Consider the following 25356-nt stretch of genomic DNA (forward strand, 5'->3'; position numbering starts at 1 on the left):
TTGACTGATACACCGTTATCGCAGGCAAGCCAGCTCCCACAGAAAGCGGCTCCTGCACTTAAAACAGAAATGCTTACCCGCAAAAAAAATAATTAGTGGGAGTACATCTTCATGCAAGCGACCAAGCCGACCCACGTCCGCTATTTGATCCTGCTCATGCTGTTTCTGGTGACCACGATCAACTACGCCGACCGGGCTACTATCGCTATCGCCGGCTCCAGCCTGCAAAAAGACCTCGGCATCAGCGCGGTCACCCTCGGTTACATCTTCTCCGCATTCGGTTGGGCCTACGTGGCCGGGCAAATCCCCGGTGGCTGGCTGCTGGACCGGTTCGGCTCGAAAAAAGTCTATGCCCTGAGCATCTTCACCTGGTCGCTGTTCACCATCTTGCAAGGCTATGTCGGCGAGTTTGGTGTCTCCACTGCCATCGTCGCGCTGTTTATGCTGCGCTTCCTGGTGGGCCTGGCCGAAGCGCCGTCGTTCCCCGGTAATGCGCGCATCGTGGCCGGTTGGTTCCCCACCGCCGAACGCGGTACGGCCTCGGCGATCTTCAACTCGGCGCAATACTTCGCCACGGTGCTGTTCGCGCCGCTGATGGGCTGGATCGTCTACACCTTCGGCTGGCAGCACGTGTTTATCGTGATGGGTGGCATTGGCGTACTGTTCTCGCTGATCTGGCTGAAAATTATCCACAGCCCGCGCCAACACCCGATGATCAACGACGCCGAACTCAAGTACATCTCCGAGAACGGTGCGATGGTCGACATGGATCAGGAAAAGGCCAATGGCCAGAAAACCGACGGACCCAAATGGGATTACATCCGCCAACTGCTGACCAACCGCATGATGCTCGGCGTGTACCTGGGGCAGTACTGCATCAATGGCATCACCTATTTCTTCCTGACCTGGTTCCCGGTTTACCTGGTGCAGGAACGCGGCATGACCATTCTCAAGGCCGGCTTCATTGCGTCGCTGCCGGCGATCTGCGGATTTATCGGCGGCGTATTGGGCGGGTTGATTTCCGATTACCTGCTGCGCAAGGGCCACTCGCTGACCTTCGCGCGCAAGGCGCCGATCATTGGCGGCTTGCTGGTGTCGTGCAGCATCGTCGCGTGCAATTACGTGGATATCGAATGGATGGTGGTGGGCTTCATGGCCTTGGCCTTCTTCGGTAAAGGCGTTGGCGCACTGGGTTGGGCGGTGGTGTCCGACACCTCGCCGAAACAAATCGCCGGGCTCAGTGGCGGCCTGTTCAATATGTTTGGCAACCTGGCGTCCATCAGTACGCCGATCGTGATTGGCTACATCATCGCCACCACCGGCTCGTTCAAGTGGGCCTTGGTGTTTGTCGGTGCCAACGCGCTGCTGGCGGTGTTCAGCTACCTGGTGATCGTTGGCCCGATCAAGCGTGTGGTGCTCAAAGAGCCGCCCAGCAAAGGGCCCGAGCTGACCCAATTTACCCAAGCGCATTCCTGAGGGGCGATGTAATGCAGTTGATTGAACATGCCGACTCGCCGCGCTCGATCCGTTTGCACGAGCGCGACAACGTGGTGATCGTGGTCAACGACCAGGGCGTACCGGCCGGGACCGAGTTCCCGGACGGCCTGGTGACCGTGGATTTCATCCCGCAAAGCCACAAAGTGACCCTGGAAGACATCCCGGAAGGCGGTCAGATTATTCGCTACGGCCAGACCATTGGTTACGCCCTGGCGCCGATCCCACGTGGCAGTTGGGTGCAGGAAGACCAACTGCGCATGCCCACCGCGCCGCCGTTGGACAGCCTGCCGCTGTCCACCGAAGTGCCTGAAACCCAGGCGCCGCTGGAAGGCTTTACCTTCGAGGGTTATCGCAACGCCGACGGCACCGTGGGCACGCGCAATATCCTCGGCATCACCACCACGGTGCAGTGCGTCACCGGCGTGCTGGACCATGCGGTCAAGCGCATCAAGGACGAGTTGCTGCCCAAGTACCCACATGTCGATGACGTGGTGGCGCTGACCCACAGCTACGGCTGCGGCGTGGCGATCACCGCGACGGATGCTTACATCCCGATCCGCACCGTGCGCAACCTGGCGCGCAACCCGAACCTGGGCGGCGAAGCGCTGGTGATCAGCCTGGGCTGCGAGAAGCTGCAGGCCGGGCAGGTGATGCACGACAACGACAGCTCCGTCGACCTGAGCGAGCCGTGGCTGTATCGGCTGCAGGATTCCAGCCATGGCTTTACCGAGATGATCGAGCAGATCATGGCGCTGGCCGAAGTGCGCTTGAAGAAACTCGACCTGCGCCGCCGCGAAACCGTGCCGGCGTCGGAGCTGATCCTGGGCATGCAGTGCGGCGGCAGTGATGCGTTTTCCGGCATCACCGCCAACCCGGCGCTCGGCTATGCCTCGGACCTGCTGCTGCGGGCCGGGGCGACGGTGATGTTTTCCGAAGTCACTGAAGTGCGTGACGCCATTTACCTGCTGACTTCTCGTGCCGAGAGCAAAGAAGTTGCCCAGGCCCTGGTCAGGGAAATGGACTGGTACGACCGTTACCTGGCCAAAGGCGAGGCGGACCGTAGCGCGAACACCACGCCGGGCAACAAGAAAGGCGGGTTGTCGAATATCGTCGAGAAGTCCCTGGGCTCCATCGTCAAATCCGGCAGCAGTGCGATCAACGGCGTGCTCGGCCCAGGCGAGCGCTTCAAAGGCAAAGGCCTGATCTTTTGCGCGACGCCGGCCAGTGACTTTGTCTGCGGCACCTTGCAGCTGGCGGCCGGGATGAACCTGCACGTGTTCACCACTGGGCGTGGCACGCCTTATGGGTTGGCGATGGCGCCGGTGGTGAAGGTCTCGACGCGTACGGAATTGGCGCAACGCTGGCCGGACCTGATCGATATCGATGCCGGACGCATCGCTACCGGGCGTGCGAGCATTGAGGAATTGGGCTGGGAGTTGTTCCACTTTTACCTGGACGTGGCCAGCGGCAAGAAACAGACGTGGGCGGAGCGGCATAAACTGCATAACGACATCACCCTGTTCAACCCGGCACCGATCACCTGACTGATCGTTCCCACGCTCCGCTGATCGTTCCCACGCTCCGCTGATCGTTCCCACGCTCCGCGTGGGAATGCCTCCTTGGACGCTCCGCGTCCGCTGTGAAGGGGCGCGGATGCGTTCCCACGCAGAGCGTGGGAACGATCCGGGTGAATCTGGCTTATCATTAGCCACCTGACGACACCCACCCAAGGTTCTCCCCGGCATGCTGGCTATCTTCCTCACCACCCTCACCATCACCGCGCCGGTGTTTGCCATGCTGTTTCTCGGTGTGCTGCTCAAGCGCATCAACTGGATCAACGACAACTTTATCCACACAGCCTCGTCCCTGGTGTTCAACGTCACCATGCCGGCGCTGCTGTTTCTCGGCATCCTGCATGCCGACCTGCACGCGGCGCTCAAGCCGGGTTTGCTGATTTACTTTGCCGTCGCCACGCTGCTGAGCTTTGCCCTGGCCTGGGGCTGGGCGATTTTCCGCTGCCCGCCCGAAGACCGTGGCATCTACACCCAGGGCGCGTTTCGCGGCAATAACGGCGTGATCGGCCTGGCGCTGGCGGCCAGCATGTACGGCGACTACGGCATTTCCCTCGGCGCGATCCTCGCCGCCCTGGTGATCCTGTTCTACAACACCCTGTCGACCATCGTGCTGGCGGTGTACAGCCCGGTGATCAAGTCCGACCCGTGGAGCATCTTCAAAAGTGTGGCGGCCAACCCGCTGATCATCAGCGTGATTGCCGCGGCGCCGTTCGCGATTTTCAAGATCGGCCTGCCGGGCTGGCTGGAGTCGTCGGGGCAGTACCTGGCGGACATGACCTTGCCGCTGGCGTTGATCTGCATCGGTGGCACCTTGTCGTTGGCGGCCTTGCGCAAAAGCGGGAGCATGGCGTTGAGTGCCAGCCTGGTGAAGATGGTGGGCCTGCCGGTGTTCGCGACGCTGGGCGCGTGGTTGCTGGGCTTTCGAGGGCCGGAACTGGGGATTCTGTTTTTGTACTTCGGCGCACCGACGGCGGCGGCGAGTTTTGTCATGGCCCGGGCGGCCGAGGGCAATCATGAACTGGCGGCGGCGATTATTGTGATTACTACCTTGATGGCGGCGGTGACCACCAATATCGGGATTTTTGTGTTGCAGGCGGGTGGTTGGATCTGAGTTTTTCGGTGTGTTTGAGGGCCAATCGCAGGCAAGCCAGCTCCCACATTTTGAACTGTGAATACCTTCAAATGTGGGAGCTGGCTTGTCGGATCGCCGCATCGCTGCGATAGCTATCTAGCAGTCACTGCTTATCTGCCTGATACGCCTCAATCACTTCCTGCGCCGCCCGAAACGCATCAATCGCCGCCGGCACGCCGGCATACACCGCGCAATGCAGCAGCGCCTCGCGAATCTCCTCCACCGTGCACCCGTTGTTCAGGGCGCCACGCACGTGGCCCTTGAGTTCCTGCGGGCACTTGAGCGCAGTGAGGGCGGCGAGGGTGATCAGGCTGCGCGTCTTCAGCGGCAGGCCTTCACGGTTCCACACGCTGCCCCATGCGTGTTCGTTGACGAAATCCTGCAGCGGCTGGGTGAACTCGGTGGCATTCCCCAAGGCGCGGTCGACGAACACATCACCCATCACCTGGCGACGCATTTCAACCCCGGGCTTTTTCTGATCGGTCATAGCGACTCCCTCTTGTGTTGGCGGCGCCAGGCTTGCAGCGAGCTGAACAACAGGAACGCCACCAGCGCCGGCAGGACGTAATACAGCATCAATTGTTCAAGTTTGGTGGCCAGCGGCATGCCAAAGGTGAACGACACCACATGCAGCCCATACGCCAGGTACAGGCCCAGGAACACCAGGCCTTCGGCGCGGGTGACGCGGTAGCCGGTATAAAACACCGGCAGGCACAGCACAATCACGCCGAGCATCACCGGCAAATCAAAATCCAGCGCATTGGGCGACACGGACAGCGGCGACGGCGCCACCAGGGCGGTAAACCCGAGCACCCCAAGCAGGTTGAACAGGTTGCTGCCGATCACGTTGCCCACGGCGATCTCGCGCTCGCCGCGCAGCGCGGCAATCAGTGAGGTTGCCAGGCACGGCAGCGAGGTGCCGACACCCATCAGCGTGAGGCCGATGATGCGCTCGGACAAGCCCAGGTCGCTCGCCACGTCCACTGCTGCGCCCAGCAGCAAATGCCCGGCCAGCACCAGGATCAACAGCCCGCTCAGCATCAGCGATGCGCTGCTCAGCCAGGGCGCCCTGGCCACGGTGTCCAGTGTGCGCGGGCGGCGGGAGTGGCGAGTCTGATAGTGCAAAACACCCAGGTAGGCCGCCAGTGCAATCAGCAGGAACAGGCCATCGAGCGGGGTCAGTTCTTCGTTGGCGGCCAGGGTAAACACCAGCAGGCCGGCGCAAATCATCACCGGGATATCCAGGCGCACCAACTGCCGGGACACGCGCAATGGGATGATCAGCGCGGCGAGGCCCAGAGTGACCAGCGTGTTGAAGATACTGCTGCCGATCACACTGCCCACGGCGATATCGGTATTACCGGCCAGGGTGGCCTGCAGGCTCACGGTCATCTGTGGCGCGCTGCTGCCGAAGGCGACGATGCTCAAGCCGATGATCAGTGGCCGCACCTTGAGGCTGGCCGCCAGGCGCACGGCGGCGCGCACCAGGATTTCAGCGCCGACGATCAGCAACACCAGGCCGCTGACCAGTTCGATCAGGCTCCAGGACGAGAGGGCGGTTAATGCGGAAATGGCCAAGGCTCCCTTGATTAGTTGCTCATGGCTTGCACGCGAACCCGCGCAGTGCCGCTGCCCAGCATACCGAGTTGTTCGGCGGCCCTGCGTGAAACGTCGATCAGGCGCCCACGGGTATGTGGGCCGCGATCATTGATGCGCAGTACCACGGATTTGTTGTTGTCGAGGTTGGTTACCTTGACCTGCGTGCCGAAGGGCAGGCGCCGATGGGCGGCGGTCAGGGCATTCTGGTTGAAGGGTTCACCGCTGGCGGTTTTGTTGCCATGGTGCTTGGCGCCGTAATACGAGGCGGTGCCGGTTTCGTCGTAGCCGTTGGGGTCGATGAGGCCGCTGGCACAACCGGCCAACAGAGAGAACAGGGCCAGCAGGCCGAGTAGACGCTTCATTATCAAGGATGCCCCCGTATCAAATGCAGGCCCCGGCTCATGTGGGAGCTGGCTTGCCTGCGATGGCATCACCGCGGTCGATTTGAAGGACCGAGGTGCCTGCATCGCGGGCAAGCCCGGCTCCCACATAGGCCGGTTCCTGCTCTCAGAGTGTTGCGAATCAGCCTTCGAGCTTGCTCTTCAGCAGTTCGTTCACTTGTTGCGGGTTGGCCTTGCCTTTGGACGCTTTCATTGCCTGGCCGACGAAGAAGCCGAACATCTTGCCGCGCTTGGCTTCGTCGGCGGCGCGGTATTGCTCGACCTGTTCGGCGTTGGCCGCCAGCATTTCATCGAGAACGGCCGAAATCGCGCCGCTGTCGGTGACTTGCTTGAGGCCGCGCTTTTCGATGATGTCGTCGGCATTGCCTTCACCGCTGGCCATGGCTTCAAACACGGTCTTGGCGATTTTGCCGGAGATGGTGTTGTCCTTGATGCGCAGCAGCATGCCGCCCAGTTGCTCGGCGGTGACAGGGGCTTCGTCGATTTCCAGGCCCTGTTTGTTCAACAGGCTGCCCAGCTCAACCATCACCCAGTTGGCCGCTAGTTTGGCGTCGCCGGCAATGCTCACGACTTTTTCGAAGTAGTTGGCTTGCTCACGGCTGGAAGCCAGCACGCTGGCATCGTAGACCGACAGGCCGAACTGCGCCTGGAAGCGCTCGCGTTTCTGCTGCGGCAATTCCGGCAGGGTGGCGCGGATGTCATTGAGGAACGAATCTTCAAGGACCACCGGCAACAGGTCCGGGTCGGGGAAGTAACGGTAGTCGTTGGCTTCCTCTTTGCTGCGCATGGCGCGGGTTTCGTCTTTGTTCGGGTCGTACAGGCGCGTTTGCTGGATCACCTTGCCGCCGTCTTCGATCAGCTCGATCTGGCGACGCACTTCGCTGTTGATCGCCTTTTCGATAAAGCGGAACGAGTTGACGTTCTTGATCTCGCAGCGGGTGCCGAACTCGATCTGGCCTTTTGGACGGATCGACACGTTGCAGTCGCAACGCAGCGAGCCTTCGGCCATGTTGCCATCGCAGATGCCCAGGTAGCGCACCAGCGCGTGGATGGTCTTGACGTAGGCCACGGCTTCCTTGGCGCTGCGCATGTCCGGCTCGGACACGATTTCCAGCAACGGCGTGCCGGCACGGTTCAGGTCGATGCCGGTAGCGCCCGGGAATTCCTCGTGCAGGCTCTTGCCGGCGTCTTCTTCCAGGTGCGCGCGGGTCACGCCGACACGTTTGATGGTGCCGTCTTCCAGCGGGATGTCCAGGTAGCCCTTGCCGACGATCGGCAACTCCATCTGGCTGATCTGGTAGCCCTTGGGCAGGTCCGGGTAGAAGTAGTTCTTGCGCGCGAACACGTTGTGCTGGCCGATCTCGGCGTCAATCGCCAGGCCGAACATCACCGCCATGCGCACCGCTTCCTGGTTCAGCACCGGCAAGACGCCGGGCATGCCCAGGTCTACCAGGCTGGCCTGGGTATTCGGCTCGGAGCCGAACGTGGTGGCGCTACCGGAGAAAATCTTCGATTGGGTGGCGAGCTGGGTATGAATCTCCAGCCCGATCACAACTTCCCATTGCATAGTGTTCTCCTCAGAAGCCGGTAGGGGTGCGGGTGTGCCAGTCGGTGTTCAACTGGTACTGGTGCGCCACATTGAGCAGGCGGCCTTCCTGGAAATACGGGGCGAGCAATTGCACGCCGACCGGCAGGCCATCGACGAAACCGGCAGGCATGGACAAGCCCGGCAAGCCCGCGAGGTTGGCGGTGATGGTGTACAGGTCTTCCAGGTACTCGGCGATCGGGTCGCCGGTCTTGGCGCCGATCTTCCAGGCCGGGTTCGGCGTGGTTGGGCCGAGGATCACGTCGACTTCTTCGAAGGCGGCCATGAAGTCGTTCTTCACCAGGCGACGGATCTTTTGCGCCTTGAGGTAGTACGCGTCGTAGTAGCCGGCCGACAGGGCGTAGGCACCGACCATGATCCGGCGTTGTACTTCGGCACCGAAGCCTTCGCCACGGGAGCGTTTGTACAGGTCGGTGAGGTCTTTCGGGTTTTCACAGCGATAGCCGAAGCGCACGCCGTCGAAACGCGACAGGTTGGAAGAGGCTTCTGCCGGCGCGATCACGTAGTACGCAGGAATCGCGTGCTGATTGTTCGGCAGGCTGATTTCCTTGATCACGGCGCCGAGCTTTTCCAGCTCCTTGACGCTGTTGTGCACCAGTTCGGCGATACGCGGGTCGAGGCCGGCGCTGAAATACTCTTTCGGCACGCCGATGCGCAGGCCTTTGATCGAGGTATTGAGGCTGGCGCTGTAGTCCGGCACCGGCTCATCGATGCTGGTGGAGTCCTGTGTGTCGAACCCGGCCATACCTTGTAACAAAATCGCGCAGTCTTCAGCAGTGCGCGCCAGAGGGCCGCCCTGATCCAGGCTGGACGCGTAGGCGATCATGCCCCAACGGGAAACGCGACCATAGGTCGGCTTCAAGCCGGTGAGGTTGGTGAAGGCCGCTGGCTGGCGGATCGAGCCACCGGTGTCGGTGGCTGTAGCGGCCGGCAGGAAGCGCGCGGCAACGGCGGCAGCCGAACCACCGGACGAACCGCCGGGCACGTGTTCCAGGTTCCACGGGTTTTTAACTGCGCCGTAGTAGCTGGATTCGTTGGCCGAACCCATGGCGAACTCGTCCATATTGGTCTTGCCCAGGGTCACGGCCCCGGCGGCGGCCAGCTTGGAGACCACGGTGGCATCGTACGGCGCCTTGAAGTTGTCGAGCATCTTCGAGCCGCAACTGGTGCGAATGCCCTGGGTGCAGAACAAGTCTTTGTGGGCGATTGGTGCGCCCAGCAGTGCGCCATTCTCACCGTTGGCGCGACGAACGTCGGCGGCCTTGGCCTGGCTCAGGGCCAGCTCTTCGGTGAGGCTGATGAAGCTGTTGACCTTGGGATCGTGCTCGGCAATGCGCGCAAGCAGGGTCTTGGTCAGCTCTTCGGAAGAAAACTTTTTGTCGGCGAGACCGCGGGCGATCTCGGCCAGAGTCATGTGATGCATGAAAGGCTCTTTCCCTTTAGTCGATGACTTTCGGAACCAGGTACAGGCCGTTTTCGACCGCTGGCGCGATGGACTGGTAGGCCTCGCGATTATTTCGCTCGGTCACAACGTCTGCGCGCAGGCGCTGGCTGGCTTCCAGCGGGTGAGCCAGGGGCTCGATGCCGTCGGTATTGACGGCCTGCATTTGGTCAACCAGCCCGAGAATGCTGTTCAGGGCTGCGGTGGTCTGTGGAAGATCGGCTTCATTCAGGCCAAGCGAGGCCAGATGAGCGATTTTTTCCACGTCGGAGCGTTCAAGCGCCATGGGATTCTCCAGTGGAAAACAGAACGGAGGGCGTCCGTGTGTTAGATTGTCGGAACACTACCGCATTTCTACGGTCATATGGCCGCGATTGTGGGGGTTGGTGCACAGAAAGTCGGCCAATTTAGCACATTGGCGCCTTGCCCAAAATCCCTGTCGTTGTTAGAGTTTGCCGCACTTTTTTACCCACGCGTTGCCTAGGGTCCTTTCCCCATGTTCAAGAAACTGCGTGGCATGTTTTCCAGCGATCTTTCCATTGACCTGGGCACTGCCAACACCCTTATTTACGTGCGCGAGCGCGGAATCGTTCTGAATGAGCCATCGGTTGTGGCCATTCGGACCCATGGTAATCAGAAAAGTGTCGTTGCCGTTGGCACCGAGGCCAAGCGCATGCTCGGCCGAACACCAGGCAATATTGCTGCCATTCGTCCGATGAAAGACGGCGTGATCGCCGACTTCAGTGTCTGCGAGAAGATGCTGCAGTATTTCATCAACAAGGTTCACGAAAACAGTTTCCTGCAGCCCAGCCCTCGTGTGCTGATCTGCGTTCCGTGCAAGTCCACCCAGGTTGAGCGTCGTGCCATCCGTGAATCGGCCCTTGGCGCCGGTGCGCGTGAAGTGTTCCTGATCGAAGAGCCAATGGCTGCTGCGATCGGTGCCGGCCTGCCGGTTGAAGAAGCACGCGGTTCGATGGTGGTGGATATCGGTGGTGGTACTACCGAAATCGCCCTGATTTCCCTGAACGGTGTGGTGTATGCCGAATCCGTACGCGTTGGCGGCGACCGCTTCGACGAAGCGATCATCACCTATGTGCGCCGTAACTACGGCAGCCTGATCGGCGAATCCACCGCCGAGCGCATCAAGCAGGAAATCGGCACCGCCTACCCAGGCGGCGAAGTGCGCGAAGTTGATGTTCGCGGTCGCAACCTGGCCGAAGGCGTTCCACGTGCCTTCACCCTGAACTCCAATGAAGTGCTGGAAGCTCTGCAAGAGTCCCTGGCCACCATCGTTCAGGCCGTGAAAAGCGCCCTGGAGCAATCGCCTCCGGAACTGGCTTCCGATATCGCCGAGCGTGGCCTGGTGCTGACCGGTGGTGGCGCCTTGCTGCGTGACCTCGACAAGCTGCTGGCCCAGGAAACCGGCCTGCCGGTGATCGTCGCCGAAGACCCGCTGACCTGTGTCGCCCGTGGCGGTGGCCGTGCACTGGAAATGATGGATAAACACACCATGGACCTGCTCTCCAGCGAATAAGATTGCCTGGATGGTTCATGCTTCGTCCGCAGGCAGCACTTTGCAGTGCTGCCTGTTGGCGTTTATCTTCTTCAATCTGCATCCAGGCCGGTTTGATGCCGTATGAATAAAGAGAACATTTGCCTGGGAGGAGCGGCTTATTAAACCGCTTTTCGCCAAAGGCCCCTCATTGGGCGTGCGCTTATTGGTGCTGGTCGTGCTTTCGGTCGCGCTGATGGTGGTCGATGCCCGCTTTGCGCTGCTCAAGCCCGTGCGTAGCCAGATGTCGCTGGTGTTGATGCAGACCTACTGGATCACCGACCTGCCGCAACGTCTCTACCAGGGCGTGGCCAGCCAATTCGGCAGCCGCACTGAGCTGGTCGCCGAGAACGAAAAACTCAAGACTGAAAACCTGCTGCTGCAGGGGCGCATGCAAAAGCTGGCGGCCCTCACCGAGCAGAACGTTCGGCTGCGCGAGTTGCTCAATTCTTCCGCACTGGTCAACGAGAAGGTCGAAGTGGCCGAGTTGATCGGCATGGACCCGAATCCGTTTACCCATCGCATCATCATCAACAAGGGTGAGCGCGATGGTGTCGTCCTTGGCCAGCCGGTGCTCGATGCCCGTGGCCTGATGGGCCAGGTGGTCGAGTTGATGCCCTACACCTCGCGGGTATTGCTGCTGACGGACACCACCCACAGCATCCCGGTGCAGGTGAATCGCAACGGCTTGCGCGCGATTGCCAGCGGTACCGGTAACCCGGAGCGCCTTGAGTTGCGCCATGTTGCCGATACTGCCGACATCAAGGAAGGCGACCTGTTGGTCAGTTCCGGCCTGGGCCAGCGCTTCCCGGCGGGTTACCCAGTGGCGACGGTGAAGGAAGTGATCCACGATTCCGGTCAGCCGTTCGCCATCGTGCGTGCCGTGCCGACGGCTGCCTTGAACCGTAGCCGCTACTTGCTGCTGGTGTTCAGCGACAACCGCACCCCCGAAGAACGTGCCAATGACGCCGCCCAGGCGCAGGAAGCGGAAGACAAGCAGAACGGCGCCGTACCCACCATCCCCGCTACGGTGCCGAAACCGGCGTTCGTCGGGCCGCCCGCACCGTCGGCAACCCCGGCCGCACCTGTCGCGACGCCTGCCAAGCCAGCAGCTCACAGCGCGCGTGCGGCTAAACCCGCTGCGGCCAAGCCGCCAGCGTCGACGCCTGCTGCCACACCGGCAACCCGGCCAGCGGCTACCGCCCCGGCAACCACGCGGCAGAGGGAGGAATAATGGCCGGTACTCATTCGCGCAATGGCTGGATCGTCTGGCTGACGTTCGCCATCGGTTTGCTGCTCAGCGTTTCGCCGCTGCCGCAATTCATGGAAATCCTGCGTCCTTTATGGCTGGCCTTGCTGCTGGCTTTCTGGTCGCTGACCTTGCCGCATAAAGTCGGGATGGTCACCGCGATGTGCCTGGGCTTGGCGGAAGATGTGCTCTATGGCACCTTGCTGGGCCAGAACGCGTTGATCCTCACCCTGATCACCTTCCTGGTGCTGTCGTTGCAACAACGCTTGCGCATGTTCCCGATGTGGCAGCAGTGCCTGGTGATCCTGGTGATCTTCGGCCTGGCGCAGTTGGTGCAACTGTGGCTCAGCGCCTTGACCGGTAACCGCCAGCCGACCCTGGCGTTGGTGCTGCCGGCGCTGGTCAGTGCGTTGCTGTGGCCATGGGTCAGTTTCGGTCTGCGTGGATTACGTCGTCGCTACAAAATCAATTGAATGGATTGCGAGGCTCTGCCTGGTTATCGAACCCTACAGGGAGAGTCTGGAATGAATTCGCTTTATCTGGCTTCGGGTTCCCCAAGGCGGCGTGAATTGCTGACCCAGATCGGTGTGCCCTTCACCGTGGTCAGCGCCGCTATTGATGAAACTCCTCTTACAAACGAACCTGCTGTGGCCTACGTCGAGCGCCTTGCGCGCGGCAAGGCTACGGCGGGTTTTGCTGCGCTTGAACACGGCGCGGGCATCTGCGTGCTGGGTGCTGACACGGCCGTGATCGTAGATGGGCAGATCCTCGGCAAACCGGTGGATCAGGCCGACGCCCTGGCGATGTTGATGGCCTTGGCCGGGCGTGAGCACGAGGTGCTGACCGCCATTGCCGTCACCGACGGTTCGCGCTGCGAAACACGCTGTGTCAGCAGTCGCGTACGGTTTCGCGGTATTTCTGTCGAGGAGGCTACAACCTACTGGCACAGTGGCGAACCTCAGGACAAGGCAGGCGGCTATGCTATCCAGGGGCTTGGTTCGGTGTTTGTCGCCGGGCTCAATGGCAGCTATTCCGCCGTGGTAGGCCTGCCGGTGTGCGAAACCGCGCAACTGCTTGGCCAATTCGGCATACCCTGTTGGCAAAACCTTACCGCGCGCTGAACGCCTTACTTGCGCGCCAAGCCTTAAGCGATCGGTCACTATTGTGAAAACGCCTGAACGAGACCCAGCCATGAGTGAAGAGATTCTGATCAATATCACGCCGATGGAATCGCGCGTGGCGGTGGTAGAGAACGGTGTTCTGCAAGAAGTGCACGTCGAGCGCACTCAAAAGCGCGGGATTGTCGGCAATATCTATAAAGGCAAAGTCGTGCGCGTGTTGCCGGGGATGCAGGCTGCTTTCGTCGATATCGGCCTGGACCGCGCGGCGTTTATCCATGCCTCGGAAATCTCCTTGCGCGAAGGCCCGGCGGTCGAAAGCATCAGTGCGCTGGTGCATGAAGGGCAGAGCCTGGTGGTGCAGGTCACCAAGGACCCTATCGGCTCAAAAGGCGCGCGGCTGACGACTCAGCTGTCGATTCCTTCGCGTTACCTGGTGTACATGCCGCGCACCGCCCACGTCGGCATTTCCTTGAAGATCGAAGATGAAGCCGAGCGCGAGCGCCTGAAAAAGGTGGTCAGCGACTGCGTGGCTGCCGAAGGTATCAAGGAAGCGGGTGGCTTTATCCTGCGCACCGCCGCAGAAGGTGCCGGTGCCGATGAAATCCTCATGGATATCCGCTACCTGCGGCGTTTGTGGGACCAGATCGGCGCTCAGATCAAAACCATCGGCGCACCAAGCGTCATCTATGAAGACCTCGGCCTGGCCCTGCGCACCCTGCGCGATCTGGTCAGCCCGAAGATCGAGAAAATTCGCATCGACTCGCGGGAAACTTTCCAGCGCACCACGCAATTTGTCGCCGAATTGATGCCGGAAATTGCCGATCGCCTGGAGCACTACCCTGGCGAACGGCCGATTTTCGACTTGTATGGCGTTGAAGACGAGATCCAGAAAGCTCTGGAGCGCAAGGTGCCGCTCAAGTCCGGCGGCTATCTGGTGGTCGACCCGGCGGAAGCCATGACCACCATTGACGTCAATACCGGCGCGTTCGTTGGCCACCGCAACCTCGAAGAGACTATCTTCAAGACCAATCTCGAGGCGGCCACCGCCATTGCCCGTCAGATGCGCCTGCGCAACATGGGCGGCATCATCATCATTGACTTCATCGACATGGAAGATGAAGAACATCAGCGCCAGGTGCTGCGCACGCTCGAGAAGCAACTGGAACGCGATCACGCCAAGACCAATATCATCGGCATCACCGAGCTTGGCCTTGTGCAGATGACCCGCAAGCGTACCCGCGAAAGCCTCGAGCAAGTGCTCTGCGAGCCGTGCAGCAGTTGCCAGGGACGCGGCAAGTTAAAGACCCCGGAAACGGTTTGCTACGAGATTTTCCGCGAAATCTTACGGGAGGCACGCGCCTATCAAGCCGAAGGTTATAGAGTGCTCGCCAACCAGAAAGTGGTTGATCGGTTGCTGGATGAGGAGTCCGGTAACGTCGCTGAACTGGAGGTTTTTATCGGGCGCACGATTCGCTTCCAGGTCGAAACCATGTATTCCCAGGAACAATACGACGTGGTGCTGCTCTGATCCCCAATCGCTTTCTTTCTTCGAGACCGGCAGACCTTGATCTGCCGTCCGCTAACTGCCTTGAGGGTCGCCTGACATGGAGCGTCTGAAACGCTTTTTTGCCGCTTTGACCCGTTGGGGCCTGGGCTTGTGCGCCTTGCTGCTGGTGTTGGCAGCGGTGTACGTGAGCCTGGGTCGTGAATTGACCCCGCTGGTGGCTGAATACCGCGCCGAAATCGAAGCCAAGGCCCAGGCCGCGGTGGATATGCCCGTGCACATCGGCAGCCTGGAAGGGCGCTGGAGCGGCTTCGCGCCGGTGCTGCTGGCCCACGACGTGATGGTCGGCGAGGGCAGCAGTGCCTTGCGCCTTGACCAGGTTGAATTGGTGCCGGATCTGTGGGCCAGCCTGATGGCACGCGAAGTGCGCATTGCCCACCTGGAAGTCAGTGGCCTGCAATTGAGCGTCAAGGAAGACAAGGATGGCCATTGGGCGCTGCAAGGCTTGCCGGTGCAGGATGACCAGCCGCTGGACCCGGAGCAATTGCTCACGCGTATGCAAATGGTCAAGCGTGTGTCGCTGCTCGATAGCCAAGTCACCTTGCAACCCTTCGACCAGTCGCCGCTGACCCTGACTTACGTAGGCCTGAGCCTGCACACCGGCGCCACCCGCCAACGCCTCGATGCCCGCCTGACCTTGCCTGATGGCCAGCCTCTTGCCCTGAGCCTGCGCAGCCGAATTCGCGCCAGCCAATGGAAAGACGGCCAAGTCGAAGCCTACCTCAGCCTGCCCCAAAGCGATTGGGCAAAATGGATTCCGGCCAAGCTGACCCAGCAGTGGAAACTCACCCAATTCAAAGCGGGTGGCGAGTTCTGGCTGACCTGGGCAAAGGGCACAGTGCAAAGCGCAGCGGTACGCCTCAATTCACCTCAGGTGAAGGGCAGCTACGCCGAGCGCAAGCCGGTGCATATTGAAAACCTTGCCCTGACAGCTTACCTGCAACGCAGCGATTCCGGCCTCAAGGTGCTGTTTGATTCGCTGGCGATGAACATCGGTGACACGCGCTGGGAGTCACGCCTGCAATTGCAGCAGAGCCTGGCTACCGACAAGGACCTGGAAGTCTGGAAGCTGCAGGCTGATCGCCTCGACCTGACGCCCATCACGCCGCTGCTGAATGCCTTGGCACCCTTTCCTGAAGGCTTTGCCAAAACCATAGAACACCTCAAAGCCACCGGCTTGCTGCGCAATGTGCTGGTGGATTTCCGCCCCCAGGACACCAGCGACCAGAAGGTCAGCTTTGCCGCAAACCTGGAGCGCATCGGCTTCGATGCATATTTTGGCGCACCGGCCGCGCGGAACGTGTCCGGCAGCATCAGCGGCGACCTGGGCCACGGCGAACTGCGCATGGACAGCAAGGACTTTTCCTTGCACCTGTTCCCGATCTTCGCCAAGCCCTGGCAGTACATCCAGGCCAACGCGCGCCTGACGTGGAAGCTCGATAAGGAAGGCTTCACCCTGATCGCTCCGTACATCAAGGTGCTGGGCGAGGAGGGCAAGGTTGCTGCGGACTTCCTGATTCGTCTGCATTTTGACCACAGCCAGGAAGACTATATGGACCTGCGGGTCGGCATGGTCGATGGCGATGGCCGTTTCACACCCAAGTACCTGCCAGCGGTGTTGAGCCCGTCATTGGATGAATGGCTGCGCACGGCGATTCTCAAAGGTGCGGTTGACCAGGGTTTCTTCCAGTACCAAGGCTCGCTGAACCACGATGCACTGCCGGCTGCACGCAATATCAGTCTGTTCTTCAAGGTGCATGACGCCGAACTGGCATTCCAGCCGGGCTGGCCCCATGTGAGCAAGGTCAGTGGCGAAGTGTTCGTCGAGGAGAGCGGCGTACGCATCCTGGCGAGCAAGGGCCAGTTGCTCGACACCAAGGTCAAGGACGTCTACGTCAACATTCCTCACGCGCCGGCCGGCAAGGACAGTCACCTGCTGATCACCGGTGGGTTTGCCGGTGGTTTGGGCGATGGCTTGAAAATCCTCCAGGAGGCGCCGATAGGCACCGGCTCGACTTTTGCCGGGTGGAAAGGCGAGGGTGACCTGCAAGGCTCGCTGGACCTGGACATTCCATTGGCCAAGGGCACTGAGCCAAAGATTGTGGTGGACTTCCAGACCGACAAGTCCCGTCTGCAATTGGCCGAGCCGACCCTGGACCTGACTCAGCTCAAAGGTGATTTCCGCTTCGACAGTACCAAGGGCTTGAGTGGTCAGAACATCTCGGCGCAAGCGTTTGACCGACCGATCACCGCGCAAATCTTCGCTGATGGCAAGCCGGGCAATATCAGTACGCGCGTTACCGCCAAAGGCCAAGTCACGGTTAAACGCCTGACGGACTGGTTGAAAATCAGCCAGCCAATGCCGGTGTCCGGCGATATTCCCTATCAACTGCAACTGACCCTGGATGGCGCCGATAGCCAGCTGATGGTCAGCTCCAGCATGAAGGGCGTAGCGGTCGATTTGCCGGCACCGTTTGGCATGCCCGCCAGCCAGGGTCGCGACAGCGTGTTTCGCATGACTTTGCAGGGCCCGGAGCGTCGCTACTGGTTCGACTACGGCGAGCTGGCGAGCTTTACCTTTGCCTCGCCACCCGACAAATTCAATGACGGCCGCGGGGAGTTGTTCCTGGGGGATGGGGACGCCGTGCTGCCAGCTGCAAAAGGCCTGCGCATTCGCGGTGTGTTGTCTGAGCTGGACATCGACCCTTGGAAAAAACTGGTCAACCGCTACGCCGGCAATGATCCAGGCGGCAGTGCCAAGCAACTGCTCAGTGGCGCAGATTTCAAGGTCGGCAAGCTCACCGGTTTTGGTACGCAGTTTGATCAGGTCAATCTGCAATTGGATCGCAAGCCGGCTGCCTGGGGTTTGCAGTTCGACAGCCAGCAGGCCAAAGGCGCTGTGAACCTGCCAGATGCCAAGGGGGCACCTATTGCGATCAACTTGCAGTACGTGAAATTGCCGGCGGTGGACCCGACGGTGCAGGCGGATGAGAATGCGCCCGACCCGTTGGCTGATATTGATCCAAAAGACATCCCTGCACTGGATATCGCCATCAATCAGTTGTTCCAGGGGCCGGACCTGGTGGGGGCCTGGTCGCTGAAGATCCGGCCAACCGCCAAAGGGCTGGCCTTCAACAACCTGGACCTGGGCCTCAAAGGCATGCAACTCAAGGGGGCCGGTGGCTGGGAAGGTGCGCCGGGCGCCAGCAGCAGTTGGTACAAAGGCCGCCTGGATGGCAAGAACATCGCCGATGTACTCAAGGGCTGGGGCTTTGCGCCAACGGTGACCAGCGAGGACTTCCACCTCGACGTGGACGGTCGCTGGCCGGGTTCGCCGGCCTGGGTCGGGCCCAAGCGTTTCTCCGGCAGCCTGGATGCGGCGTTCCGCAAAGGCCAGTTCGTTGAGGTTGAAGGTGGTGCCCAAGCCCTGCGGGTGTTTGGTTTGCTGAACTTCAATTCTATTGGGCGCCGTTTGCGACTGGACTTCTCGGACTTGTTGGGCAAAGGCTTGAGTTATGACCGGGTCAAAGGTTTGTTGGCCGCCAGTAATGGCGTGTTCGTGACCCGTGAGCCCATCACCATGACTGGGCCATCCACTAACCTTGAGCTAAATGGCACGTTGGACCTGGTCGCTGACCGGGTCGATGCCAAGCTGCTGGTTACATTGCCGGTGACCAATAACCTGCCGATTGCCGCGTTGATCGTGGGGGCGCCGGCCATTGGTGGCGCGCTGTTCCTGATCGACAAGTTGATCGGTGACCGCGTGTCGCGCTTCGCCAGCGTGCAATACAAGGTGCAAGGTCCTTGGAAGGATCCAAAAATCACTTTCGACAAGCCATTTGAAAAACCAAACTGAGAGCCTGTGGAGTAGCATGGCCGCATGCCCTTTACGGAGTGTCGGCCTATGTCCTTTGCGGTAATTCAAATGGTCAGCCAGAGCGATGTCCTGGCCAACCTGGCCCAGGCCCGGCGCTTGCTGGAACAAGCGGCGGCAGGCGGTGCAAAGCTGGCAGTGCTGCCGGAAAACTTCGCCGCCATGGGCCGCCGTGACGTAGCCGATATCGGTCGCGCCGAAGCATTAGGCGAAGGCCCCATCCTGCCATGGTTGAAACAGACCGCCCGCGACCTCACCTTATGGATAGTGGCCGGCACATTGCCGTTGCCGCCCAAGGACCAACCCAACGCCAAGTCAAACGCCTGCTCGCTGCTGATCGACGATCAGGGCGAAATCGTTGCCCGTTACGACAAGCTGCACCTGTTCGATGTCGACGTGGCGGATGCTCGAGGTCGTTATCGCGAATCCGACGACTATGCTTTCGGTGGCAATGTGGTGGTGGCGGACACGCCGGTGGGGCGTTTGGGCCTGACGGTGTGCTACGACTTGCGCTTCCCCGAGCTGTACAGCGAGTTGCGCGCGGCGGGGGCTGAATTGATTACCGCGCCCTCGGCCTTTACAGCGGTAACCGGTGCTGCGCATTGGGATGTACTGATTCGTGCGCGTGCCATCGAAACCCAGTGCTATCTGCTGGCGGCCGCTCAAGGCGGCGTACATCCAGGCCCGCGTGAAACCTACGGCCACGCGGCGATTGTCGACCCTTGGGGGCGCGTGCTGACACAACAGGATCAAGGCGAAGCGGTGTTACTGGCCGAACGCGACAGCAGTGAACAGGCGTCGATACGGGCGCGCATGCCGGTGGTCAACCATCGGCGCTTTTTCTCGCAGGGCGCGCAGCGGCCTGCCTCGGAACGATGAATTTAAGGCCAAACCTATGAGCGAGTTGTTGTCCTCAGTCAGTGAACACCTCCTGGCACCCGGTGGCGTGACCATCGAAAGTTTGCAAACCGTGCTCGGCGATCTGGCCGGGCCAGGCATCGACGCAGCCGACCTGTATTTCCAGGGGCAGATTTCCGAGTCCTGGGCTCTGGAAGACGGCATCGTCAAGGAAGGCAGCTTCAACCTTGACCAAGGTGTGGGCGTGCGCGCGCAATCCGGTGAAAAGACCGGTTTTGCCTACAGCAACGCAATCACCCCTGAAGCCCTGGGCCTGGCGGCGCGTGCGGCGCGCTCGATTTCCCGCGCCGGCCAGAACGGTACGGTGCAGGCGTTCAGCACTCAGGACGTGGCGCAGTTGTATGCCCCGGACAATCCCCTTGAAGTGATCAGCCGCGCGGAAAAAGTTGATTTGCTCAAGCGTATCGACGCCGCTACCCGCGCGCTCGACCCGCGCATCCAGCAAGTCACGGTGAGCATGGCCGGCGTTTGGGAACGCATTCTGGTGGCGTCTACTGACGGTGGCCTGGCGGCGGATGTGCGGCCGCTGGTGCGATTTAACGTCAGCGTGATCGTCGAGCAGAACGGTCGCCGCGAGCGCGGCGGCCATGGCGGCGGCGGGCGTACCGACTACCGTTATTTCCTCGCTGAAGACCGCGCCATGGGTTACGCCCGTGAAGCGCTGCGCCAGGCGCTGGTCAACCTGGAGGCCATTCCGGCGCCGGCGGGTACGCTGCCGGTGGTATTGGGTTCGGGTTGGTCCGGGGTTCTGCTCCACGAAGCGGTGGGCCATGGCCTTGAAGGCGACTTCAACCGCAAGGGCAGTTCCGCCTACAGCGGGCGCATGGGCGAAATGGTCGCGTCCAAGCTGTGCACCATTGTCGATGACGGCACCCTGGCCGGTCGCCGTGGCTCGCTGAGCGTCGACGACGAAGGTACGCCCACCGAGTGCACCACGCTGATTGAAAACGGCGTGCTCAAGGGCTACATGCAAGACAAGCTCAATGCTCGCCTGATGGGCGTGGCGCGCACCGGTAACGGCCGTCGCGAGTCCTACGCGCACCTGCCGATGCCACGCATGACCAACACCTACATGCTCGGCGGCGAAAGCGACCCGGCAGAAATCATCGCCTCGGTAAAACGCGGGATCTACTGCGCCAACCTCGGCGGCGGCCAGGTGGATATCACCAGCGGCAAGTTTGTGTTCTCCACCAGCGAGGCGTACCTGATCGAAGACGGCAAGATTACCGCGCCGGTCAAGGGGGCGACGTTGATTGGTAACGGGCCGGAAGCCATGAGCAAGGTGTCGATGGTCGGTAACGACCTGTCGCTGGACAGCGGTGTCGGCACGTGCGGCAAGGATGGGCAGTCGGTGCCGGTGGGTGTCGGCCAGCCAACCTTGAAAATTGATGCGATCACCGTGGGTGGCACGGGGTCGTAAGGGCCGGAGCTTCGGGTGGCGAAGGTCGCCACCCGGGGAAGAGGATCAGCGCAGGCCGCGTTGAGTCTCGTCCAGCTCACGGATGTACTTGAAGATTTTACGGCTGGTGGCCGGCGCCTTGTTATGCGCCTGCTCGTGCTGAGCCTGACGGATCAGGGAGCGCAGTTGCTGGCGGTCAGCATCCGGATAGTCCAGCACGAATTTCTCCAGCACCGCGTCATCGCCCGAGATCAGGCGGTCACGCCAACGTTCCAGGTTATGGAAACGTTCGTTGTACTGGCGAGTGGAGGCATCGGTTTGATCAAGCAACGCCAGAATCGCGTCAGTGTCCTGATCGCGCATCAGCTTGCCGATAAACATGATGTGCCTTTTACGCGCGATATTCGCGGTGTGCTTGGGTGCATCCGCAAGCGCCCGGCGCATTTCGTCGGTCAGTGGCAGTTTTGCAATCAAGTCTTTCTTGAGCGTTGTAAGGCGCTCGCCGAGGTCAACCAGAGCATGCAGCTCACGTTTGACCTGGGTTTTGCTTTTCTCCCCATCGAGGGAGTCGTCGTAAGAATCAACCATGGTGGCAGTCCGCAAAGAAACGCCGCCATGATAACCAGTCGGGGGCCGCTTGTCCGGCCCGGTCGCTCGATGGCCTTAACCGAAAGCAGAATTTGAGTGGAGAAAACCATGAGTGCAGCCCAAAGCGTCGGTCCGCAAGCGTTACCGGCACTGCAGGAACAAGTCGAGCAGATCCTTGCCGAGGCCAAGCGCCAGGGGGCCAGTGCCTGTGAAGTGGCGGTGTCGCTGGAGCAGGGGCTGTCGACGTCGGTACGCCAGCGGGAAGTGGAAACCGTTGAGTTCAACCGCGACCAGGGTTTCGGTATCACCTTGTATTCGGGGCAGCGCAAGGGCTCGGCCAGCACGTCGGCCAGCGGGCCGGAGGCGATTCGTGAAACTGTCGCCGCTGCATTGGCAATTGCCAAGCACACCTCTGAAGACGAAAGCTCGGGTCTTGCCGACAAAGCGTTGATGGCGAAAGACTTGAAGGATTTCGATCTGTTTCACGCCTGGGACATCACGCCTGAACAGGCGATCGAATTGGCGCTGACCTGCGAAGCAGCGGCCTTTGATGCCGACCCCCGTATCAAAAATGCTGACGGCACCACGTTGAACACGCATCAGGGCTGCCGTGTATACGGCAACAGCCATGGTTTTATCGGTGGTTACGCCTCCACTCGGCACAGCCTGAGCTGCGTGATGATCGCCGAAGCCGATGGCCAGATGCAGCGTGATTACTGGTACGACGTGAGCCGTAAGGGCGAATTGCTGGCGGACCCGGTCAGCATTGGCCAGCGCGCGGCGCAGCGTGCGGCGAGCCGTCTGGGCGCGCGCCCGGTGCCGACCTGTGAAGTGCCTGTGCTGTTTTCGGCCGAACTTGCCGGTGGCCTGTTCGGCAGCTTCCTGGGCGCCATCTCGGGTGGCAACCTGTACCGCAAGTCCTCATTCCTTGAGGGGGCAATCGGCCAGAAGCTGTTTCCTGAGTGGTTGACCATTGATGAGCGACCGCACCTGATGCGTGCCATGGGCAGTTCGGCGTTCGACGGTGATGGCCTGGCTACCTATGCCAAACCGTTCGTCGAGAAGGGCGAGTTGGTGTCCTATGTCCTGGGTACTTACTCCGGTCGCAAACTCGGCCTGCCAAGCACCGCCAACGCTGGTGGCGTGCACAACCTGTTCGTGACCCATGGCGACGAGGACCAGGCTGCGCTGTTGCGTCGTATGGGCAGAGGCTTGCTGGTCACCGAATTGATGGGCAGTGGCCTGAATATGGTGACCGGTGATTACTCACGTGGCGCGGCGGGTTTCTGGGTGGAAAACGGTGAGATTCAGTTCGCCGTTCAGGAAGTGACCATTGCTGGCAACATGCGCGATATGTTCAAGCAAATCGTCGCGGTGGGTAATGACTTGGAGTTGCGCAGCAACATTCGTACGGGGTCGGTACTGATTGAGCGAATGACTGTAGCCGGTAGCTAAAACACCACCACGCTCCACTACAAAGGCGCGCCATCCTACAGATGGCGCGCCTTTTTTATGCCTGTGTCATAGGTGGATTCATGTGCCACTCTTGTTTTGATTCTCAATATCATTTAATAATAAATATCATTACCGAATGAGTGTGGATCATGAGTTCTGTCCTGCATGAGGATCCGTACCTGGAAAGCTGGCGATGGATGAGTCGTCAGATTCGCTGCGGCCTCGATCCCAATGAACCTCGCCTGATCGAACATTACCTCAACGAGGGTCGATACCTGGCGTGTTGCACCGCGACGCATCCATGGACGATTGCCGAAACATCCTTTCGCCTGTTGATCGACACTGCCAGCGATATCGCCTTGCCCTGGCATTGGCGATCCACGTGTCTCGACCAAGCGTGGCGCCCGCTGCGCGACCTGGAAAACCTCTCTCACTGCGCCTGCCGCCTCAAGCGCTGGCAGACCTTTGCCTGGCAATTGGCAACTTGCGAATTGCTGCCTTCCCTTTCTGTTTCTGACCTGGTGCAAGGATCCTCCGATGAGTAACACCCGTATCGAACGCGACAGCATGGGCGAACTGCAGGTGCCGGCCGAGGCCTTGTATGGCGCGCAAACCCAGCGCGCGGTGAACAATTTTCCGATCAGCAACCAACGCATGCCGAAGCAATTTATTCGCGCGCTGATCCTGGCCAAGGCTGCCGCCGCCAAGGTCAATGTCGACCTCAAGCAGATCAGCGAAAGCCAGGGCAAGGCCATCGTCGATGCCGCCCAAGGCTTGCTGGAAGGCGATTTCATGCCGCACTTCCCGGTGGATATCTTCCAGACCGGTTCCGGCACCAGCTCAAACATGAACGCCAACGAAGTGATTGCGACTCTGGCCACACGGCTGTTGGGCGAGGCGATCAACCCCAACGACCATGTCAATTGTGGCCAAAGCAGCAACGACATCATTCCGACCACGATCCACGTCAGCGCCGCCTTGGTGCTGCACGAGCAAACGCTGCCGGCCCTGCTGCATCTGGTCCAGGTAATCGAACACAAGGCCGAGGAGGTTCACCCGTACATCAAGACCGGCCGCACTCACCTGATGGACGCCATGCCGGTACGCATGAGCCAGGTGCTCAATGGTTGGGCGCAACAGCTCAAGGCCAATATCGGCCACTTGCAAGACCTGCTGCCGAGCTTGCAGGCCCTGGCCCAGGGCGGTACGGCGGTCGGCACGGGGATCAACGCGCACCCTGAATTCGCGGCACATTTCAGCCAACAACTGAGCAGCCTCACTGGCGTGAAGTTCACGCCGGGCAAAAACCTGTTCGCATTGATCGGCTCTCAGGACACCGCCGTCGCCGTCTCCGGCCAGCTGAAAGCCACCGCGGTCTCGCTGATGAAAATCGCCAATGACCTGCGCTGGATGAACTCCGGCCCGCTTGCAGGTCTGGGTGAAATCGAGCTGGAAGGCCTGCAGCCGGGCTCCTCGATCATGCCGGGCAAGGTCAACCCAGTGATTCCGGAGGCGACCGCCATGGTCGCGGCCCAGGTGATCGGCAATGACACGGTCATTACCGTCGCCGGCCAATCCGGTAACTTCGAGCTGAATGTGATGCTGCCGATCATTGCCCAGAACCTGCTCGGCAGCCTCGAACTGCTGGCCAATGCCAGCCGCTTGCTGGCCGACAAGGCCATCGCCAGCTTCAAGGTCAACGAAGCCAAGCTCAAGGAGGCGCTGTCGCGCAACCCAATCCTGGTCACCGCACTTAACCCAATCATTGGTTACCAAAAAGCCGCTGAAATCGCCAAGAAGGCCTATCAGCAGGGCCGTCCGGTAATTGACGTCGCCCTCGAGCACACCGACCTGCCCCGCAGCCAGCTTGAGATCCTGTTGGATCCGGAAAAGCTCACGGCTGGCGGCGTGTAATCACCGACTCTGCTTTGGAGGCTCACCATGGAGCACTGGAAACGCACGATCGAACGGGCCAATCGCTGCTTTATGCAGGGCGAGCTGGTCGACGCTCGCGAGGCCTATTTGCAAGCCCTGGCCCTGGCTCAAGTGTTATTCGAGCGCTGGGCGGATGCCGACGAAGCAGTGGCGGCTTGCGTCATTTCCCATCACAACCTGGCGGACCTGCACTTGCGCCTGAACCAGCCTGAGGAAAGCGCGGAATACCTCTGCGCTATCCATCAACGCCTGTTGCAGACCATGCAGGACCCGCGCCTGAGCCCGCAATTGCGCGAGGCGGCGCTGCGCCAGAGCAGCAAGACTTACGTCGAACTGTTGAATTTCATCAGCGATCACGGCGAGTACCCACGTACCCATCGCTTGCTCGGTGGCACTGCGGCGCAATCGGATGCGTCGACCCGCAACAGTCCTTATTACGGAGCACATTGAT

22 protein-coding genes are annotated in these 25356 nt (G+C 60.7%); 15 read left to right on the plus strand and 7 right to left on the minus strand.

The window, feature by feature from the left end; translation table 11 throughout:
- Positions 1-111 precede the first annotated feature (111 nt).
- The 3 genes from L8I05_RS21045 (at position 112) to L8I05_RS21055 (ending at position 4182) form a co-directional block, all read left to right on the plus strand.
- Positions 112-1476, plus strand: coding sequence for an MFS transporter (locus tag L8I05_RS21045; RefSeq protein ID WP_242171377.1), 1365 nt, complete (start codon positions 112-114; stop codon positions 1474-1476).
- A gap of 11 nt (positions 1477-1487) precedes the next feature.
- Positions 1488-3041: a galactarate dehydratase gene (gene garD, locus L8I05_RS21050; RefSeq protein WP_159954240.1), complete on the plus strand. Its 1554-nt coding sequence runs from the start codon at positions 1488-1490 to the stop codon at positions 3039-3041.
- Positions 3042-3240: 199 nt separating this feature from the next.
- Complete coding sequence (locus L8I05_RS21055; protein ID WP_242171378.1) at positions 3241-4182, plus strand: AEC family transporter; 942 nt, start codon at positions 3241-3243, stop codon at positions 4180-4182.
- Positions 4183-4306: 124 nt separating this feature from the next.
- Here the strand turns inward: L8I05_RS21055 and L8I05_RS21060 are convergent, their stop codons facing one another.
- The 6 genes from L8I05_RS21060 to gatC all read right to left on the minus strand — a co-directional run bounded on the left by L8I05_RS21060 (position 4307) and on the right by gatC (position 9536).
- A complete protein-coding gene (locus L8I05_RS21060; RefSeq protein ID WP_065875108.1) occupies positions 4307-4690 on the minus strand; it encodes a carboxymuconolactone decarboxylase family protein in 384 nt (127 codons plus the stop codon).
- Positions 4687-5742 (minus strand): calcium/sodium antiporter, encoded by a 1056-nt coding sequence (locus L8I05_RS21065; RefSeq protein WP_242171532.1) that lies wholly within the window; start codon positions 5740-5742, stop codon positions 4687-4689. Before L8I05_RS21065 ends, L8I05_RS21060 begins: the two co-directional genes overlap by 4 nt.
- A 50-nt stretch (positions 5743-5792) precedes the next feature.
- Positions 5793-6164 (minus strand): septal ring lytic transglycosylase RlpA family protein, encoded by a 372-nt coding sequence (locus L8I05_RS21070; RefSeq protein WP_159954243.1) that lies wholly within the window; start codon positions 6162-6164, stop codon positions 5793-5795.
- Positions 6165-6324: 160 nt separating this feature from the next.
- Positions 6325-7770, minus strand: a complete 1446-nt coding sequence (gene gatB / locus L8I05_RS21075; protein ID WP_242171380.1) for an Asp-tRNA(Asn)/Glu-tRNA(Gln) amidotransferase subunit GatB — start codon at positions 7768-7770, stop codon at positions 6325-6327.
- Positions 7771-7780: 10 nt separating this feature from the next.
- Complete coding sequence (gatA, locus tag L8I05_RS21080; protein WP_177016509.1) at positions 7781-9232, minus strand: Asp-tRNA(Asn)/Glu-tRNA(Gln) amidotransferase subunit GatA; 1452 nt, start codon at positions 9230-9232, stop codon at positions 7781-7783.
- A 16-nt stretch (positions 9233-9248) separates the two neighbouring features.
- Positions 9249-9536: an Asp-tRNA(Asn)/Glu-tRNA(Gln) amidotransferase subunit GatC gene (gene gatC / locus L8I05_RS21085; RefSeq protein ID WP_003171764.1), complete on the minus strand. Its 288-nt coding sequence runs from the start codon at positions 9534-9536 to the stop codon at positions 9249-9251.
- Between the two features lie 210 nt (positions 9537-9746).
- Between gatC and mreB the strand changes: the two genes are divergently transcribed.
- From mreB to tldD, 8 genes are all read left to right on the plus strand, one after another.
- Positions 9747-10784 (plus strand): rod shape-determining protein MreB, encoded by a 1038-nt coding sequence (mreB, locus tag L8I05_RS21090; protein WP_002555108.1) that lies wholly within the window; start codon positions 9747-9749, stop codon positions 10782-10784.
- Positions 10785-10923: 139 nt separating this feature from the next.
- A complete protein-coding gene (gene mreC / locus L8I05_RS21095) occupies positions 10924-12036 on the plus strand; it encodes a rod shape-determining protein MreC (RefSeq protein ID WP_347341232.1) in 1113 nt (370 codons plus the stop codon).
- Positions 12036-12524, plus strand: a complete 489-nt coding sequence (gene mreD, locus L8I05_RS21100) for a rod shape-determining protein MreD (RefSeq protein WP_017138250.1) — start codon at positions 12036-12038, stop codon at positions 12522-12524. The genes mreC and mreD overlap by 1 nt, the downstream gene beginning before the upstream one ends.
- 51 nt (positions 12525-12575) lie before the next feature.
- Complete coding sequence (locus L8I05_RS21105) at positions 12576-13172, plus strand: Maf family protein (RefSeq protein WP_242171382.1); 597 nt, start codon at positions 12576-12578, stop codon at positions 13170-13172.
- A 70-nt stretch (positions 13173-13242) separates the two neighbouring features.
- Positions 13243-14700: a ribonuclease G gene (gene rng / locus L8I05_RS21110; RefSeq protein ID WP_159954247.1), complete on the plus strand. Its 1458-nt coding sequence runs from the start codon at positions 13243-13245 to the stop codon at positions 14698-14700.
- Between the two features lie 76 nt (positions 14701-14776).
- A complete protein-coding gene (locus L8I05_RS21115; RefSeq protein ID WP_242171383.1) occupies positions 14777-18592 on the plus strand; it encodes a YhdP family protein in 3816 nt (1271 codons plus the stop codon).
- Between the two features lie 48 nt (positions 18593-18640).
- Positions 18641-19489 (plus strand): carbon-nitrogen hydrolase family protein, encoded by an 849-nt coding sequence (locus L8I05_RS21120; protein WP_242171384.1) that lies wholly within the window; start codon positions 18641-18643, stop codon positions 19487-19489.
- A 16-nt stretch (positions 19490-19505) separates the two neighbouring features.
- Complete coding sequence (gene tldD, locus L8I05_RS21125) at positions 19506-20948, plus strand: metalloprotease TldD (RefSeq protein WP_159954250.1); 1443 nt, start codon at positions 19506-19508, stop codon at positions 20946-20948.
- A 45-nt stretch (positions 20949-20993) separates the two neighbouring features.
- Here tldD and yjgA read toward each other — a convergent pair whose 3' ends face one another.
- Positions 20994-21515 carry a ribosome biogenesis factor YjgA gene (gene yjgA, locus L8I05_RS21130; protein ID WP_017138246.1) on the minus strand — a complete coding sequence of 174 codons (522 nt, stop codon included), beginning with the start codon at positions 21513-21515 and terminating at the stop codon, positions 20994-20996.
- Between the two features lie 108 nt (positions 21516-21623).
- Between yjgA and pmbA the strand changes: the two genes are divergently transcribed.
- The 4 genes from pmbA to L8I05_RS21150 all read left to right on the plus strand — a co-directional run bounded on the left by pmbA (position 21624) and on the right by L8I05_RS21150 (position 25355).
- Positions 21624-22970 (plus strand): metalloprotease PmbA, encoded by a 1347-nt coding sequence (gene pmbA, locus L8I05_RS21135; protein WP_242171385.1) that lies wholly within the window; start codon positions 21624-21626, stop codon positions 22968-22970.
- A gap of 149 nt (positions 22971-23119) precedes the next feature.
- Positions 23120-23515 (plus strand): FagA protein, encoded by a 396-nt coding sequence (locus L8I05_RS21140; protein WP_242171386.1) that lies wholly within the window; start codon positions 23120-23122, stop codon positions 23513-23515.
- The gene (locus L8I05_RS21145; RefSeq protein ID WP_242171388.1) at positions 23508-24884 is read left to right on the plus strand and encodes a class II fumarate hydratase; all 1377 of its coding nucleotides are present in this window, start codon (positions 23508-23510) and stop codon (positions 24882-24884) included. The genes L8I05_RS21140 and L8I05_RS21145 overlap by 8 nt, the downstream gene beginning before the upstream one ends.
- Before the next feature lie 27 nt (positions 24885-24911).
- On the plus strand, positions 24912-25355 hold the full coding sequence (locus L8I05_RS21150) for a hypothetical protein (protein ID WP_159954254.1): 444 nt from the start codon (positions 24912-24914) through the stop codon (positions 25353-25355).
- The last annotated feature ends 1 nt before the right edge of the window (position 25356 follow it).

Origin of the sequence: Pseudomonas sp. MONT-RG-20F-20-E-7-02 (genome assembly GCF_022662395.1) — a bacterium.
Lineage (GTDB): Bacteria > Pseudomonadota > Gammaproteobacteria > Pseudomonadales > Pseudomonadaceae > Aquipseudomonas.